Raw genomic sequence first — 15,535 nt, forward strand, 5'->3', positions numbered from 1 at the left:
TAATTACTCCTCATCCTTGGAAGCATCGCCAGCCTTGTGCTCCTGCTGGACCTCATCCACGGTCTTTTCGCCCTTGGCTACAGCCTGAGCGTCTTCCTCACCATCTTCTTCGACGTTGCGGTCGATGGCAAGCAGTTCGACGTCGTCGGCCAGGTTCACCAAGCGCACACCCATGGTCGCACGGGAGGACGGACGAATCTGGTCCACCTCGGTGCGGATGACGCCGCCGGCGGAGGTGATGGCGAAGATCTCGTCGTCCTCATCGACGGAGATGGCGCCGATGAGCTTGCCGCGCTTCGGGGTGTACTTGAAGGTCATAACACCCAAGCCACCGCGGCCCTGCGGGGTGTATTCCTCAATGGCGGTGCGCTTGCCGTAGCCGCCAGAGGTGGCTACCAAAAGGAACTCGCCATCGTGGACCACGGACATAGATAGCAGCTGGTCATCGCCGCGGAAGCGCATGCCCTTCACACCGGCGGTAGCGCGGCCCATGGGGCGCAACTGGTCGTCGTCGGCAGTAAAGCGGATAGCCTGGCCCTGCTCGGAGGTAAGCAGGATGTCATCGCCCTCAGAGACGAGCTGTGCGCCGATGAGCGCATCGCCCTCGTTGAGGTTGATGGCAATAAGGCCAGCGGAACGCGCGGACTCATAATCGGTCAGGCGGGACTTCTTTACGCGGCCCTGCTGGGTGGCGAGGACCAGGTAAGGAGCGTCCTCGTAGGACTGGATCTGGATGACCTGCGCGATCTTTTCTTCCGGCTGGAATTCCAGCAGGTTAGCCACGTGCTGGCCGCGTGCGGCGCGACCGCCCTCTGGCAGCTCATAGGCCTTGAGGCGGTAAACCCGGCCGAAGTTGGTAAAGAACAAGATCCAGTCGTGCGTGGAGCAGACGAAGAAGTTCTTCACAATATCGTCCTGCTTGAGCTCAGCGCCGCGCACGCCCTTGCCGCCGCGCTTTTGCGCCTTATAGGAATCCACCTTGGTGCGCTTAGCGTAGCCGGTAGAGGTAATGGTGACCACGACGTTCTCGCGGGCGATGAGGTCCTCATCGGTGACATCGCCGGTCGCCGGAATAATTTCGGTACGGCGTTCATCGCCATACTTATCGACGATCTCTGCCAGCTCATCGTGGACAATCTGGCGCTGGCGCTCCTCGCGGGCGAGGATATCCTTCAGGTCAGCAATCTCGAGCTCGATCTCGGCCAACTCGTCGATGATCTTCTGGCGCTCCAAGGCAGCCAGCTTGCGCAGCTGCATAGCCAGGATGGCATCGGCCTGAATATCGTCGACGTCGAGAAGCTCCTTCAAGCCTTCGCGCGCCTCGTCCACGGTGGGAGAACGGCGGATAAGGGCGATGACCTCATCCAGCATGTCCAGGGCCTTGACCAAGCCGCGCAAGATGTGGGCGCGCTTCTCGGCCTCGTTCAAGCGGTACTGGGTACGGCGAACGATGACCTCGATCTGGTGCTCCACGTAGTAGCGCAGCATCTGATCCAGGCGGAGGGTGCGCGGCACGCCGTCAACAATGGAGAGCATGTTGGCACCGAAGGAGGTCTGCAGCTGGGAGTGCTTGTAGAGGTTATTGAGCACCACACGCGCCACAGCGTCGCGCTTAAGGGTGACCACGATGCGCATGCCCACGCGGTCGGAGGACTCATCCTCAATCTTGGAAATGCCCGCAATCTTGCCGCTGGCCACGGACTCCGCGATATTGGAGATGAGGTTATCCGGGTTGACCTGGAACGGCAGCTCGGTAATCACGATAGTTTGGCGGGATCCAGACTCCTCGATGGAGGTCACACCGCGCATGCGGATGGAGCCGCGGCCGGTGGTGTAGGCATCCTTGATGCCCTGATCGCCCACAATGAGGCCAGCGGTGGGGAAATCCGGGCCCTTGACGCGTTCCATGCAGGCTTCCAGCGCAGCCTCTTCATCGGCGTCTGGGTTATCCAGCATCCAGTAGATGGCCTCGGCCAGCTCGTTGAGGTTATGCGGCGGAATATTGGTGGCCATACCCACGGCAATGCCGCCAGAACCGTTCATGAGCAGGTTCGGAACGCGGGACGGCAGGACGTCTGGCTCGCTGGTCTTGCCATCGTAGTTGGGCGAGAAGTCCACGGTGTTCTCGCGGATATCACGCACCATCTCCATGGCCAACGGGGTGAGCTTGCACTCCGTATAACGCATTGCTGCCGGGCCATCGTTACCGCGGGAGCCGAAGTTACCCTGGCCATCCACCAGCGGATAGCGCATGTTCCAGGACTGGGCCAGACGCACCAAGGTGTCATAAATAGCGGAGTCACCGTGCGGGTGGAACTGACCCATGGTATCCGAGACCGGACGGGCGGACTTCACGTAGCCGCGCTCCGGGCGGTAACCGGAATCGAACATCGCGTAGAGGATACGGCGGTGCACCGGCTTCAGGCCATCGCGCACCTCCGGCAGGGCGCGGCCGACAATGACGGACATGGCGTAGTCGATGTAGCTCGACTCCATCTCCTCATTAATGTCAATGGGAAATATGCGATCAAAAAGATCGTCGTTATTGTCACTCATAACCCCAAATTCTACCCTCTAGCGCCTTTCAGGACTCGAATTGCCGCACGGGTGGTATCACCGTGGTATCACTTAAGGCATGGCAATGACATTGCGACTTACGGACGAACAGGATCACGCGCTCACGCTACTGGCCTCCGCGCAGGGCACCTCCAAGCACGAGGCGGTGGTGCGCGCCATCGTTGCGGCCGCAGCCCGCACGCTTGCCGACGCCCACGTGCAGTCCACCGCCCGCGCCCTCCTCCCCGGCCGCGCTGAGCTGGAGGCGGAAATCCGCCGTGCCCGGCCCGCACAGTCTTAGGCACGCATGACTACTGAACAGCTCTACCTCTTGGCCCGCGAGTTTTGCGCTCGCTTTAACCTCCGCATCACCAACTTCGCCGCTCTTGCGGCCGCGGCGGCGGCCAGCACCGCCAAGGTGGAGGGAATAGCCATTCACGACAACCACCGCGATGCCGCCCGCGCCATAACCGAGGTATTAGCCCGCGTGCCGGCGTTGAGCGGGTATAACGCAGAGTTCGCAAAGTTCAGCGCGCGCGTCTACCTTAGTGTTAAAGAAGTTACCTAAGTTACTGGGGATAGTGACCCAAGAAAGGAACTACCACCATGTCCCGCTTCAAAAAGATCGCCGCCTCGAGCCTGACCGCCGTGGCGCTAGCTGCCACCGCCGTCACTGCTCCTACCGCCACCGCAGCCGATGCCGCTTCGTGGGAAGAAACGGTAAATCCGGACTTTCAGCCGGGCGAGGCCGGTGGTTCCTCTACCGGTTCTTCCCAGCTGGACCTCACCCTGATTATCGCCGCAGCGGCCGCCGGTGTCACCGCGCTGGCCAGCGCCGTTGCCCTGTACTCCCCTAACGTGGATCTGGAAAAGGCCGCGCGCGATGCTGGCTTGTACCAGATCGCCGATCAGATTGCTGCCATTCAGGCCAACCTCCCTAGCCTGCCGGGCCAGCCCGCCTAACTCGCGTAAGGTGGTGCAGCATGGCACATCTTTCTGAACTTATGTCAGGTCCGCAGCGCACTGCGGTGATTAGCGATTGCGGCGAGCTGGTTGAGGGGGTCGTCGCCAAGCAATCGGGCATTACCGGCATGGCGCTCAAGGGCGCCGTCGCCGCCGCGAAGAAGGTCGACTCCGCCATCATCACCAAGGCCCTAGGCCGCGTGCTGCCGGATATCCTCGATGCCCTGGATCCGCACTGGCAGGAATTTTCGGAAACCTCCGAGCAGGATTTCGGTTCCTTCCTGGAGCCCCGCAGCACCCAGGTGAGCGATTCCATCATGTCGGTGGCCGATAAGCACGCCGAGCAGATTAACTCCCCCGCGCTGTCTAAGCCCTATAACTCCTTGCGCGGTAAGGCCTCGAAATTCCTCACCCCTGCGGTGCCGGATTTCGGCCGCGTGCTGCAAAAACACATGTAATTTCCGCGCGGTTGAACCTAGAACAAACCGCAGAGTATAAGTGTGGAAGTGACTACTTCCGCAGCTAACCAAACCGAGTACCCCGCCGGCCAGGATCCCGCCCGCTGGCGGGTACTTATCGTTTTGCTCACGGCACTCTTCATGTCCCTGCTGAGCGTGTCGATCGTGAACGTAGCCCTGCCCTCGATTCAATCGGGCCTGGGAGCCTCTGAATCCGATGTGCAATGGGTGCTCTCCGGCTATGCGCTCACCTTTGGTGTCATCCTTGTGGCGGCCGGCCGCGCCGGAGATCTCTTCGGCCGCGGCGGCATCTTTCTAGCGGGCATTGCTATTTATTCCATCAGTGCTGCGGTCGCCGGCTTTGCCCCCAACGCGGAAGCACTCAACGCCGCCCGCTTTATCCAAGGCATAGGCGCTGGGCTGCTCAATCCGCAGGGCGTAGGAATGATCCAGCAGTACTTCCGCGCTCCGGAGCGCGCCCGCGCCTTCGGCTACTTCGGTTCCACGGTGGGCATCGCCGTGGCCATCGGACCGGTACTGGGCGGCCTGCTCATTCGCCTCGGCGGCGCCGACCTAGGCTGGCGGCTGACCATGCTGGTCAATTTCCCCATCGGCCTTATTGCCATCATCTTAGGATTGCTGTGGTTTCCACGGCCGCTGTTTTCCCGCGTGCGCGATGAAAATGGCAATAAGCTGGGCATCTTCAAGGCCCTCGCCACCCTAGATCCCATCGGTGCGGTGATTCTCGGCGCTGCAGTGTGGGCCATCCTCTTCCCCTTCATGGAATCGTCCGCTTCCCCGGCCGTGTGGTGGCTCCTGCTGCTCGGCGCCGTCCTCCTTGTGGGATGGGTGCTGTGGGAGCGCCGCCACAAGGCCACCGGCCATCCGCCGATGGTGGATCTCACTATCTTCGCCACCCCGAGTTTTCGCAATGGCACCATCATCGCCACCTTGTGGTTTATGGGTATTACCAGCATTTGGGTGCTCGTGGCGCTCTACTTCCAAAGCGGGCTCGGACACTCCGCCCTGGCTGCCGGCTCCGTAGGCATTCCGGCTGCCTTGTTGAGCTCCATATCTGCCACACTGGCCGGCCGGTCCGTATCCGTCCACGGCCGCAAAGTCGTGGTGCTGGGCATGCTCGTGACCATCTCCGGCCTCATTGCCACCATCGCGCTTATCTGGGCCACCGAGCAATGGGGCGCTAGCGAATGGTGGATGGTCCTTTCGCTGGCCCTTGTTGGCGGCGGCCAAGGCTCGGTCATCTCCCCCAACCAAACGCTCACCTTGGCGCATGTTCCACAGGCCTACGCCGGATCGTCCGGCGCCGTCCTTCAGACCGGCCAGCGCATCGGTACGGCCATTGGGCTTGCCATTATTACGGCCATCGTTTTTGCCACCTTGCACAGCACAAGCGCGGACTGGCCGCTGTCCATCATTGCCGGCTTCGGCGTCATCCTCGCCATGTGCCTCGCTTCCCTAGGATTCGCCATAGCGGATCAGCGCAGCTCCCAGACCTAGGCCCAGCGCTTTCCGACGCCACAATTAAAGCCCACCGCGGTAGTTCCACGGTGGGCTTCATGCTGCGCTTTAGATATCCAGGAAGCGAACGTCCTTCGCGCGGCGGGTGATGAAGGAGCGGCGAGCCGAGACGTCATCACCCATGAGGATGGAGAAGAGCTCATCGGCACGCTGCGCGTCTTCCAGATCCACACGGCGCAGGATGCGGGTGCTCGGGTCCAGCGTGGTCTCCCACAGCTCTGCGGCGTTCATCTCGCCCAGACCCTTGTAACGCTGGATGCCGTCATCCTTATTGATCTTGCGGTTCTGCTCCAGGCCCTCGGCCAGCAGCTTATCGCGCTCGGCGTCGGAAAAAGCATAGCCCGGAGTACCCTTAGACCACTTGAGCTTGTACAGCGGCGGGTTAGCCAAGAACACGTGGCCGTCCTCAACCAACTGCGGCATAAAGCGGAAGAGCAAAGTCAGAAGCAGCGTGGCAATGTGCTGACCGTCAACGTCGGCATCGGCCATAAGCACGATCTTGTCGTAGCGCAGCTTCTTGATATCGAATTCCTCGTGAATGCCGGTACCCAGCGCGGTAATAATCGCCTGGACCTCGGCATTCTTGAGCACCTTATCCATGCGGGCCTTCTCCACATTCAGGATCTTGCCGCGCAGCGGCAGGATGGCCTGGAACATGGAATCGCGGCCGCCCTTAGCGGAGCCGCCTGCGGAGTCGCCCTCCACGATGTAGAGCTCGGAAATCTTCGGGTCCTTCGAGCGGCAATCTGCAAGCTTGCCTGGCAGGCCGCCGAGGTCGGTGGCGGACTTGCGGCGCACCATCTCACGAGCCTTGCGGGCAGCCATGCGAGCATGCGCGGAGGAAACAGCCTTATTGATGATGGCCTTGGCCTCTGCCGGGTTGGCATCGAACCAGTCATTGACGTGCTCGTTGACCGCGCGCTGGACAAAGCCCTTGATCTCGGAATTACCCAGCTTGGTCTTGGTCTGGCCCTCGAACTGCGGATCGCCCACCTTGACGGAAATAACAGCCGCCAAGCCTTCGCGGCAGTCATCGCCGGAGAGGTTGCCGTCCTTTTCCTTGAGGAGCTTATGCTCCTTGGCGTAGCGGTTCATCAGGGAGGTCAGGGCCGCACGGAAGCCCTCTTCGTGCGTGCCGCCCTCGTGGGTGTTGATGGTATTGGCAAAGGTGTGAACGGACTGCTTATAGCCCTGGTTCCACTGCAGCGCTACCTCGACCTCGTGATCCTCGCCCTTCGCATCGAAGGAAACGATGGTCGGGTGGATCGCGGTCTTGGACTTATTGAGGTACTTGACGTAGTCGGTCAAGCCATCCGGGTAGTGGAAGGTGACCTTCTTGCGGCGCTTCTTATCTGCCGCAGCGTCCTTCGCCTCGTCGGATTCTTCATTAAAGGTATCGCCGGCGTCCGGGGCGTCATCGAAGGACGTCTCATCCGCGCTGGTCTCGCCCGATTCTGCATCGGCGATTTCTTCCAGCTCGATCTGTTCTTCGGTGACGCGCTCATCAATGAGCTCAATGCTCAGGCCCTTATTCAGGAAGGCCATTTCCTGCAGGCGGCGGGCAATGGTGTCGTAATCGTACTCGGTGGTTTCAAAAACTTCCGGGTCCGCCCAGAAGCGGATCTTGGTGCCCGTGCCGCGGGCATTGCCGCCCTCAACCAGATCATCCGGGATGGCGTTCTGGAAGTTTTGGTACCAGTGCTTGCCGTCGCGCTTGATCTCCGCCTCCACGCGGGTAGAAAGCGCGTTCACCACGGAAATACCGACACCGTGCAGGCCGCCAGAAACGGCGTAGGAGTCGGAGTCGAACTTACCGCCGGCGTGCAGCTGGGTCATGACCACCTGGACGGTAGGTGCACCAGAGGCGTGCATTTCTACCGGAATGCCACGGCCATTATCGATGACCTCGACGCCGCCATCTTCCAGCAGCTTGACGGTAACCTTATCGGCGTAACCGGCCATGGCCTCATCGACGGAGTTATCAACGATCTCCCAAATGAGGTGGTGCAGGCCGCGCGAACCGGTCGAACCAATGTACATGCCGGGGCGCTTACGGACGGCCTCGAGGCCCTCCAGGATCGTAATTGACCCGGCATCATATGCGTGTTCTTCAGCCACGGATTCGTGCTCTCCTTTTGGCTATAGCTAATTCTAAGACCTTGACTATTCTACACGGATACCCCCTACTGAAAGACACCCCACACCCGTGAGAGATAGGAATCTGGCGCTCTCTGAGGTTATTTACATTGTGCAGGTCTGAGTAAACCTCAGCCTATTAGCCGTAGGTATCTTGTGATCCTTGCGGTTTGACCCACTGCCGCCCCTCATAATTGCGTCTTTGCTTCGGCCCGTGAATCCGCAGTTCCACAATGACATCCGGGCCCAGGCGGTCAGAGATTTTCCGCAGGATTTGCCGCTGCAGGTAGCGCAGCTCCGTTGCCCACGTGGAGTTATCACAGGATACATAGACAATCTTGTCCTTGATCCGCTGCGGCTGCGTATGCGCGGCAATGCGCTCGCCCACCAGATGCTCCCAATTGCCCATCACCCAACCATTGGCCAGGTCATGCTCCCACCCACGGTTGACCACCTCGCGGTTAATTTGGGATCCCAAGCTCGGCACGGCCAGGGTGCGCCGCTTCTTCCTGCCATCCGGGCCAGTGGGCAAGCCCCGTTGATAACCCATATACCCTTGCTTTTGCGCCTTCTCCAGCGAAGGCACCGGCATCTTCGGCACCGGGCGGGTCAGCTTCGGCGGGTTCTTGGAGGTGGACCGAACCAGCTTGAAGTACTGGGTGACGGGATCGATGCGCTGCTTGCCGACGCCCCCTTGATCCTCACTCATTCCCCTCACCTTCCTCGGCGCTGAGCTTGGAAATGCGGCCGGTCTCGGTATCTTCTACGCTCACGCGGTAGCGCACGATGGGTTCCAAATTTCCGGGCAAATCCTCATCTACGGCCGCGGTGATGAGCACCTGTTCGGCCTCGGCGGCCAAGTGGACCAGCTGCTTGCGGCGCTTGGCGTCGAGCTCGGCAAAGACATCGTCCAAGATGAGCACCGGATCCGAGCCTCCCTCCTGGCGCAGGAGGTTGAATTCCGCCAGGCGCAGCGCGATGGCATAGGACCACGTCTCGCCGTGGCTGGCAAAGCCCTTGGCCGGCTGATCACCCAGGTTGAGCACCAGATCATCGCGGTGCGGGCCCACCAGGGAAATGCCGCGTTCGATCTCGCGCTGCCGGGCGGCGGCCAACTCGGTGAGCATAACCGCTTCGAGTACGTCGCGATCAGAGGTATCGATCGTGGACTTATACTCCACGTGCGCCGGCCGCGATTCTGGTGCCAGGCCGGAATAGGCGGCGGGGATGTGGTCCAACAGGGCGTCGACAAGCGCAAGGCGTGCGGCGATCACCTGGGCGCCGAGCCGGGCAAGCTGCGCATCCCAGGTATCCAAGGTGGCCAATGCGGCGGCGCCATCGCTATCGGAATAACCGCGGCGCAGGCTGGCGGAGGCCGATTTCAGCAGGGCATTGCGTTGCTTGAGCACCTTGTCGTAGTCGGCCTTCACGCCCGCTAGGCGCGGAGTCCGCGAAGCAATGATGCTATCGAGGTAGGCGCGGCGCCCGGCCGGCTCCCCGCGCACCAGGGCCAAGTCCTCCGGGGAAAAGAGCACAGTTTTTACCACGCCCAGCAACTCACGAGGGCTGCGCAGGCGGGTGCGATTAATCTGTGCTTGGTTGGCCGCGTGGGGCTTAACCAGCAAATGGGTAGTAAGCTCGCGACCTTGGTTCACCGCGGTAATGGATACCCGCGCGCTGTCCGCGCCCTGACGCACCAGCGGTGCATCGTGTGAAACGCGGTGGGAAGATAGGTGGGCGGTATAGCCAATGGCCTCGACGATATTGGTCTTGCCAAAGCCATTGCGCCCGACAAAAAGGGTGATCCCCGGCCCTAGCTGCACATTAAGTTCGGGCCACGAGCGAAAATCCCGAACATCGAGATCCCTGACGTACATTAGCCCGGCAGGCGAACCGGCATGAGCAAGTAGGTGAAGTTGGTCTCCGGCGTGGGGAAGTTGCCATCTTCATCGGCCTCAGGCAGCTCTTCCGGTTCTGGGATCATGATGGCTGGGCGGGAAGGCTCGGTAAAGCCGAAGACCACGCGGTCGGTATTGATAACGCCCAAGCCATCCTTAAGGTAGCCCGGATTGAAGGCGATGAGGAATTCATCGCGGCCATGGAAAGCGCACGGCAGGGTCTCGGTGGCGTTACCAGCATCCGCACCGGCGGAAAGGGTTACCTGGCCATCGGCGAATTCCATCCGAATCTGCGCGTTGCGATCCGTCAGCAAAGACACGCGGCGAATTGCTTCCTGCAGCGGGGCGACCTCAATGGAGGCAATATTGGTGTGGCTCTTCGGCAGCAGGGGTTGCACATTAGGGAAGTCCGCATCCAGCATGCGCGTGGTGGTCTCGCGATTATCCGCGTGCAGGCCAAAGAGGCCATCGGCACCAATATTGTCATCGGTTCCCACAGCGATTTCCACTGGGATATTTAGGTGCGGATCCAAGGAACGACCGGTTTCCTGCAGGGTCTTCGCAGGCACCAAGAGTTTCGCTTCTACATCCGGCGACTTCGGCTCCCATTCCAAGGTGCGCATGGCCAGGCGGAAGCGGTCCGTTGCCGTCATCTCAATGTCCTTGCCACGGATATCCATGTGCACACCGGTGAGCATGGGCAGGGTGTCATCCTTGCCGGCCGCGGCGGCGACCTGGTGGATGGCCTCGACGAATAGCTGCGGCTGGATGGTGCCGGTAACCTCCGGCAGGACCGGAAGCTGCGGGTAATCATCCAGTGGAATCAGTGGCAGCTCAAAGCGGGAAGAACCACAAGTAACCAAGGCCTTGGAATCTACCTGGGAGATCTCCACTTCCTTGTTGGGAAGGGAAGCGACGATGTCAGAGAGGAGCTTGCCGGCTACCGCGATCTGTCCGGGTTCATCCACCATGCCGGCGATGCGGACGCGGGTGGAAACCTCGTAATCGAAGCCAGTGAACTCAAGACCATTGTCATCCGCAGTGATCAGCATCGCTCGGAGCACGGGCTGGGTGACCTTGGACGGCAGGCTGCGAGCAACCCACGCTACGGCGTTGGCAAGGTCATCTTTGGCAACGCGAAATGACACGGCTTCATCCATGGTGCGAAGAGCTCCTCTGAGGCAAGTAGGAAATTTGTTACTTACAAAAGACTGGCTTCCAACTTACCGCATCGGGCGCGGTGCGCCACAACGTGTAATTCCATCTTTGCCCGCCCGATAGGCGCCTGGCCCAAGGCAGGCCGGGCCGAATTCCACACACCCTCTTTCTTCTATACAGATCAGAGAAATAATTTAGTAGTAGTAATAAGCGCTGTGGGATCTGTGGGTAACTAGGGAAATGACAAGTTCAGGACACAGATCCGGGGTGTGCCAATTCTTGTGATCTTGCTGTGATCAATCGGGGCGAATTGTGGACAACTAACGGGATCACCGTTTTATCCACAGGTTTTGTCATTTGATCACCGATCTACACACAGCGCTGATCACAGGGCAGTTCTCCCAGCATAGAGCCTGTGGAATTTAAAACTGTGAGTAAGATCTATGAATTACAAAGATGGAATTACACAAGTGTGAATAACGCTGTGGATAACTCTTTTCGCAGCTAATCGATTACTTTCAGAGTATTTTCCGGGTTCTCTGTGGAATTACAAGTGTGTGGGCGGCTGGGTGGACGGTTTTGTTCCAAGTTTCGGTCTCTCGGCTAAGGATCTCGGATCTTGTAGTTTGGTTCCACCTTTAAGTAGCGCGAACAGAATGCGCGAAGTGACAAAGGACAGACAAAAGCGCCCTCCTTTATATAAGGAAGGCGCTGTAGAAAAGGTGGCGAGATCTAGGCGCGACCGCGATTCTTGATGCGCTGGGTAAGCGCCTGGATCTCGTCGTAGGTATTGCGCTTTTCAGTCATCTCTTTGCGGATCTTGCGATCCGCATAAATGACGGTGGTGTGGTCCTTGCCGCCGAACTGTTCACCAATCTTGGGAAGGGATAGCTCGGTCAGTTCGCGGCACAGATACATAGCCAACTGGCGCGCATGCGCCACCGCACGCTTCTTGCCCGCACCGCGCAGAGTTTCTACGTCAATATCGAAGAATTCTGCGGTGACCTCCATGATCGAGGTAGCGGTGATTTGCCTATCGGCGGAATCTGGGGCCAAATCACGCAACGCGATTTCTGCCATCTCCACGTTGATCGGCTCATTCACCAAGGAGGAATAGGCCGAAACGCGGATCAGTGCGCCCTCGAGCTCACGAATAGATGACTCAAAACGTGAGGCAATGAGCTCAAGCACGGAGCGATCCACTTCGGTGCCGTCATTAGCTGCCTTCTTCATCAAAATCGCGATACGCGTTTCTAGATCTGGCGGCTGAATATCGGTGATAAGACCGCCTTCAAAGCGGGTGCGGAGGCGATCTTCCAGCGTGGTTAGCTGCTTCGGTGGGCGGTCCGAAGACAAAATGATCTGCTTATTGGCTTGATGCAGCGCATTGAAAGTATGGAAGAACTCTTCCTGGGTGGATTCCTTGCCCTCCAAGAACTGGATGTCATCGACCATCAGAATGTCGAGATTGCGGTAGCGCCGCTTGAAGGATTCCTGACGGTCATCGCGCAGGGAATTAATATAGTCATTCGTGAATTCTTCTGAAGACACATACTTCACGCGCAGACCCGGATGCAGTACCTGGGCGTAATTGCCGGCGGCATGCAAAAGGTGCGTTTTGCCCAGACCAGAGCCACCCCAGATAAATAGTGGGTTGTACGCACGGGCGGGATTCTCGGCCACAGCCACGGCGGCACCATTGGCAAAACGATTCGAAGAACCGATCACGAAGCTATCGAAGGTGTGCTTCGGATTGAGGGAAGTCTCACGGTTGGGATCGTGCGCCGGGGCCTCACGCGGGATGCGGGCGGAATTGGTGGCGGCACCGGAGAAATTTCCCGCGGATTCTGCCTGCTGTTGGTTATAGTGCTGGGCCAGCTCATCCAGGCTTGCAGGGGCGTGACTCGACTGCCAATTGTTCTGGGAAGGGGCCTGCTGTGCAGCGGCATCCGTTTGCTGCGGGCGCGGAATGTAGTTCTGGGTAGATTCCGTGTTCTGCGGCGGTTGCGCTTGCGGAGGCTGCTGTTGTTGAGGGGGAGTTGCCTGTGGTGCAGGGTCCGCAGCCGGCGGCTGTGGCTCTTGCGGGGTGGCAAGGGTAACCGCAAAGGAACACGGCCGGCCGAGGTGGCGGGTTAGTGCCTTGGCAATGTGCTCGCCCAACTCATTTTCGACCACATTTTTGGCATCCAGGTTCTCTGCGGCAACGAGGGTGTAGCCCTCAACCATCATGATGGGACGAACCAGCTGGAGGTAAAGGCGCTGCGAGTGCGAAAAACTGGGGACCTCGGAATTGGGTTGCTCGGATTGTGCGAGCAGGTCATCAACGACCGCGCGCCAAACGGCATGCAGGTTCGCTTGTGGGTCAGTCACAACAGGCTACCTTTGTGGAATTTAGTCGGGGACGGGTGGACATTGAATAACAATTTTCACCGCGGATTCCACTGTGGTTTTCACATCGGTTTTTATCGAGTCACCTCGATCTCCACAGAGTTATCCACAGGTGTGGATGAAATAGTTATTCACAGCTTAGTTCATGACTGTGGATAACTCTTCATTGGTCAGTTTATGGCCTTATGCTGCGGAAACTACAAAAGTCTCAAGCGTTGATTTAGAGTTATCCACATGACCGGTTGGGCTGTGGAATTTGATTCTTCTGTTCTACCGCCGAAACGGCGGGTGTGTCTAGCGAGAAAAATTCACCACCCGGGTGTGGGTTGGGGTGGGCCTCGCGGTGTGGTGGATTAGGTGCAGTAAGAGCGCAGAATCTGGCCCTCTAGCTGCAGGAAAAAACATTTATGTAATTTCGGGTGTACCCGGGTGTCGATTTGTTTCCAGCGGCAGAAATCACGTAATCTGGCATGGTCTATTGCAACAAAGAGTTGCGCGTGAAAGTGACAGCGTCACCTCGCACTGGCTGGGCCCGTCGGCTAGCCGTGCACCGGAGAGACTGTGATGCGTCAGGTTCATGGAATCTATTCATCAGTGGGCGTGCCGCTGCATCGCGGTGGTGTGCCTACGCACAACTTCAAGGAGAATTAACGTGGCAAAGGGTAAGCGCACGTTCCAGCCGAACAACCGTCGTCGTGCTCGCAAGCACGGCTTCCGCACCCGCATGAGCACCCGTGCAGGTCGCGCCATTGTTGCAGCTCGTCGCAAGAAGGGCCGCGCAAAGCTGACTGCATAAGTTATGCTTCCAGCCCAGCACAAGCTCACGTCGCCGACGCAATTTCGGCGCACGATGAAGGGCAGTCGCCGGGCGGGCACTCGTACGGTCGTCGTGCATGCGCGCGACAACGCAGGTACGGACAAGGCAGCCGATATCGCCGCCACTGGGCCGCGATTCGGGCTGATTGTTTCTAAAGCCGTCGGGAATGCAGTGGTTCGCCACCGCACCTCCCGGCGGCTTCGCCATGTGTGCATGACATTCATCCCCAAGCTGCCCGCCAGCGTGGACGTTGTCATCCGTGCCTTGCCCGCCAGCGCCACTGCTAGCAGTGAGCAATTAGAAAAAGATCTTGCCAAAGCACTGCGCAAGCAATGGGATATCTAAATTCCCGCGGGGAGGAAATTCCCCCAGCCAGAGGATTGGCCAAACCAATGGTCAAAGTGGTTCGTTTCTACCAAAAACATGTCTCTGGCCTTAAGATGGTATCGACCTGTCGGTTTGAGCCGACATGCAGTGCTTATGCCCTAGAGGCGCTGTCTCAACACGGCGCAATCAAGGGTACGGCGATGGCAATAGCTAGGGTCTGCAAATGCGGCCCCTGGCATCCGGGCGGATTCGATCCGGTCCCGGGTACCAACAACAATTGAGGATTAAACACTCGTGCTTAATTTCATTTACTGGCCAATTTCGGCCGTTTTGTGGTTCTGGCACTGGCTGCTGTCCCTCGTAATGGACCCTGCCTGGGGCATTACCTGGATTCTGGCCATTGTGCTGCTGACCTGGACGCTTAAGGCACTGATGGTCAAGCCGACCATCAGCCAGATTCGTTCCTCGCGCAAGATGCAGGAAATCCAGCCTAAGGTGCAGGAAATCCGCGCGAAGTACGGCAATGACCAAACCAAGGCCGCGCAGGAAATGCAGAAGGTCTACAAGGAGTCCGGCGTTCGTCCGATGGCCGGCTGCCTGCCAGTCTTCGTGCAGATTCCAATGTTCGTTGGTTTGTTCCACGTGCTACGCTCCTTCGACCGCACCGTCGCGGTAGCCGGTGGCATTGGCCATCCCAGTGGCGACCCAATGTCCATTGAGGATAACGCCAATACCGCGAACTACATCTTTAAGCCGGAACTGGTTCAGCAGTTCTTGGATGCCAAGATCTTTGATGTTCCGCTGGTGACCAACCTGCGCTTGAACTCGCCGATTGTGGAGGGCGTAACCACCACCCAGGCAGCCGTCATCATCGTTCCGATGATCGCCATCATTGCGGTTATGACGCACTTCAACGCCCGCATGAGCCTGAACCGCCAGGAAAAGCGCCGTGCTGCTGGCAAGACCCAAGCGCCGCAGGGTCAGAACGCGGAAATGATGCAACAGCAAATGGCCATGATGTCCAAGATGATGCTGTGGGTCATGCCGGCCATGCTGGTCTTCTCCGGCTCCATCTGGCCGATTGGTTTGCTGTTCTACATGATGGCCAATACGGTCTGGACCTTCTTCCAAACCCGCATCGTCTATGCCAAGATGGACCGCGAGGAAGAAGAAGAGGAAGCCGCTAAGGTAGAGGCCAAGCGCACTTCCGCGCCTAAGCCGGGTGCCCGCAAGAAGGACAACCGCACCAAGAAACAGCGCAAAAACAAATAAACACGGAGGAGAACCCCATCGTG

15 protein-coding genes are annotated in these 15,535 nt (G+C 59.0%); 9 read left to right on the forward strand and 6 right to left on the reverse strand.

All coding sequences use genetic code 11. From position 1 onward, the window contains the following. Nucleotides 1-3: 3 nt before the first annotated feature. Nucleotides 4-2,556, reverse strand: coding sequence for a DNA gyrase subunit A (gene gyrA / locus QP884_RS04975; protein ID WP_179387180.1), 2,553 nt, complete (start codon nucleotides 2,554-2,556; stop codon nucleotides 4-6). A gap of 79 nt (nucleotides 2,557-2,635) precedes the next feature. On the opposite strand from gyrA, the gene QP884_RS04980 reads away from it, so the two are divergent. From QP884_RS04980 to QP884_RS05000, 5 genes are read left to right on the forward strand one after another with little or no spacing between them, the layout of a single operon-like run. Beyond that, nucleotides 2,636-2,857, forward strand: a complete 222-nt coding sequence (locus QP884_RS04980; protein ID WP_005325982.1) for a CopG family transcriptional regulator — start codon at nucleotides 2,636-2,638, stop codon at nucleotides 2,855-2,857. A gap of 6 nt (nucleotides 2,858-2,863) precedes the next feature. Continuing rightward, entirely contained in the window at nucleotides 2,864-3,124 is a 261-nt protein-coding gene (locus tag QP884_RS04985) for a cell filamentation protein Fic (RefSeq protein WP_284815545.1), read from the forward strand. A gap of 38 nt (nucleotides 3,125-3,162) precedes the next feature. Next, nucleotides 3,163-3,519, forward strand: coding sequence for a hypothetical protein (locus QP884_RS04990; RefSeq protein WP_284821050.1), 357 nt, complete (start codon nucleotides 3,163-3,165; stop codon nucleotides 3,517-3,519). A 20-nt stretch (nucleotides 3,520-3,539) separates the two neighbouring features. After that, nucleotides 3,540-3,977: a DUF6918 family protein gene (locus QP884_RS04995; RefSeq protein WP_250409437.1), complete on the forward strand. Its 438-nt coding sequence runs from the start codon at nucleotides 3,540-3,542 to the stop codon at nucleotides 3,975-3,977. Nucleotides 3,978-4,019: 42 nt separating this feature from the next. Next, nucleotides 4,020-5,495, forward strand: a complete 1,476-nt coding sequence (locus QP884_RS05000) for an MFS transporter (protein ID WP_284821052.1) — start codon at nucleotides 4,020-4,022, stop codon at nucleotides 5,493-5,495. Nucleotides 5,496-5,564: 69 nt separating this feature from the next. Here QP884_RS05000 and gyrB read toward each other — a convergent pair whose 3' ends face one another. From gyrB to dnaA, 5 genes are all read right to left on the reverse strand, one after another. Next, entirely contained in the window at nucleotides 5,565-7,634 is a 2,070-nt protein-coding gene (gene gyrB / locus QP884_RS05005) for a DNA topoisomerase (ATP-hydrolyzing) subunit B (protein ID WP_284821054.1), read from the reverse strand. Between the two features lie 157 nt (nucleotides 7,635-7,791). Next, nucleotides 7,792-8,361, reverse strand: a complete 570-nt coding sequence (locus QP884_RS05010; RefSeq protein WP_150850217.1) for a DciA family protein — start codon at nucleotides 8,359-8,361, stop codon at nucleotides 7,792-7,794. After that, nucleotides 8,354-9,529, reverse strand: coding sequence for a DNA replication/repair protein RecF (gene recF / locus QP884_RS05015; RefSeq protein WP_284821055.1), 1,176 nt, complete (start codon nucleotides 9,527-9,529; stop codon nucleotides 8,354-8,356). The genes QP884_RS05010 and recF overlap by 8 nt, the downstream gene beginning before the upstream one ends. Further along, nucleotides 9,529-10,710 (reverse strand): DNA polymerase III subunit beta, encoded by a 1,182-nt coding sequence (dnaN, locus tag QP884_RS05020; protein ID WP_179387173.1) that lies wholly within the window; start codon nucleotides 10,708-10,710, stop codon nucleotides 9,529-9,531. The genes recF and dnaN overlap by 1 nt, the downstream gene beginning before the upstream one ends. Nucleotides 10,711-11,440: 730 nt before the next feature. After that, nucleotides 11,441-13,078 (reverse strand): chromosomal replication initiator protein DnaA, encoded by a 1,638-nt coding sequence (gene dnaA, locus QP884_RS05025; protein ID WP_049378059.1) that lies wholly within the window; start codon nucleotides 13,076-13,078, stop codon nucleotides 11,441-11,443. A gap of 670 nt (nucleotides 13,079-13,748) precedes the next feature. Between dnaA and rpmH the strand changes: the two genes are divergently transcribed. Genes rpmH through yidC form a run of 4 tightly spaced genes read left to right on the forward strand, consistent with a single transcriptional unit; the run spans nucleotide 13,749 to nucleotide 15,512 of the window. Then, nucleotides 13,749-13,892 (forward strand): 50S ribosomal protein L34, encoded by a 144-nt coding sequence (rpmH, locus tag QP884_RS05030; RefSeq protein ID WP_003847033.1) that lies wholly within the window; start codon nucleotides 13,749-13,751, stop codon nucleotides 13,890-13,892. A gap of 3 nt (nucleotides 13,893-13,895) precedes the next feature. Next, a complete protein-coding gene (gene rnpA, locus QP884_RS05035) occupies nucleotides 13,896-14,258 on the forward strand; it encodes a ribonuclease P protein component (protein ID WP_005326013.1) in 363 nt (120 codons plus the stop codon). Between the two features lie 47 nt (nucleotides 14,259-14,305). Further along, nucleotides 14,306-14,521, forward strand: coding sequence for a membrane protein insertion efficiency factor YidD (gene yidD / locus QP884_RS05040; RefSeq protein ID WP_005326014.1), 216 nt, complete (start codon nucleotides 14,306-14,308; stop codon nucleotides 14,519-14,521). 13 nt (nucleotides 14,522-14,534) lie between these two features. Beyond that, complete coding sequence (gene yidC, locus QP884_RS05045; RefSeq protein WP_284821057.1) at nucleotides 14,535-15,512, forward strand: membrane protein insertase YidC; 978 nt, start codon at nucleotides 14,535-14,537, stop codon at nucleotides 15,510-15,512. Nucleotides 15,513-15,535 lie beyond the last annotated feature (23 nt).

The organism is Corynebacterium tuberculostearicum (assembly GCF_030229345.1).
Taxonomy (GTDB): domain Bacteria; phylum Actinomycetota; class Actinomycetes; order Mycobacteriales; family Mycobacteriaceae; genus Corynebacterium; species Corynebacterium tuberculostearicum_G.

Excerpts from the sequence above, each read along its gene's own strand:
- gyrA (WP_179387180.1), bottom strand. The coding sequence starts at position 2,556 with ATGAGTGACAATAACGACGATCTTTTTGATCGCATATTTCCCATTGAC.
- QP884_RS04980 (WP_005325982.1), top strand. The coding sequence starts at position 2,636 with ATGGCAATGACATTGCGACTTACGGACGAACAGGATCACGCGCTCACG.
- QP884_RS04985 (WP_284815545.1), top strand. The coding sequence starts at position 2,864 with ATGACTACTGAACAGCTCTACCTCTTGGCCCGCGAGTTTTGCGCTCGC.
- QP884_RS04990 (WP_284821050.1), top strand. The coding sequence starts at position 3,163 with ATGTCCCGCTTCAAAAAGATCGCCGCCTCGAGCCTGACCGCCGTGGCG.
- QP884_RS04995 (WP_250409437.1), top strand. The coding sequence starts at position 3,540 with ATGGCACATCTTTCTGAACTTATGTCAGGTCCGCAGCGCACTGCGGTG.
- QP884_RS05010 (WP_150850217.1), bottom strand. The coding sequence starts at position 8,361 with ATGAGTGAGGATCAAGGGGGCGTCGGCAAGCAGCGCATCGATCCCGTC.
- recF (WP_284821055.1), bottom strand. The coding sequence starts at position 9,529 with ATGTACGTCAGGGATCTCGATGTTCGGGATTTTCGCTCGTGGCCCGAA.
- dnaN (WP_179387173.1), bottom strand. The coding sequence starts at position 10,710 with ATGGATGAAGCCGTGTCATTTCGCGTTGCCAAAGATGACCTTGCCAAC.
- rnpA (WP_005326013.1), top strand. The coding sequence starts at position 13,896 with ATGCTTCCAGCCCAGCACAAGCTCACGTCGCCGACGCAATTTCGGCGC.
- yidD (WP_005326014.1), top strand. The coding sequence starts at position 14,306 with ATGGTCAAAGTGGTTCGTTTCTACCAAAAACATGTCTCTGGCCTTAAG.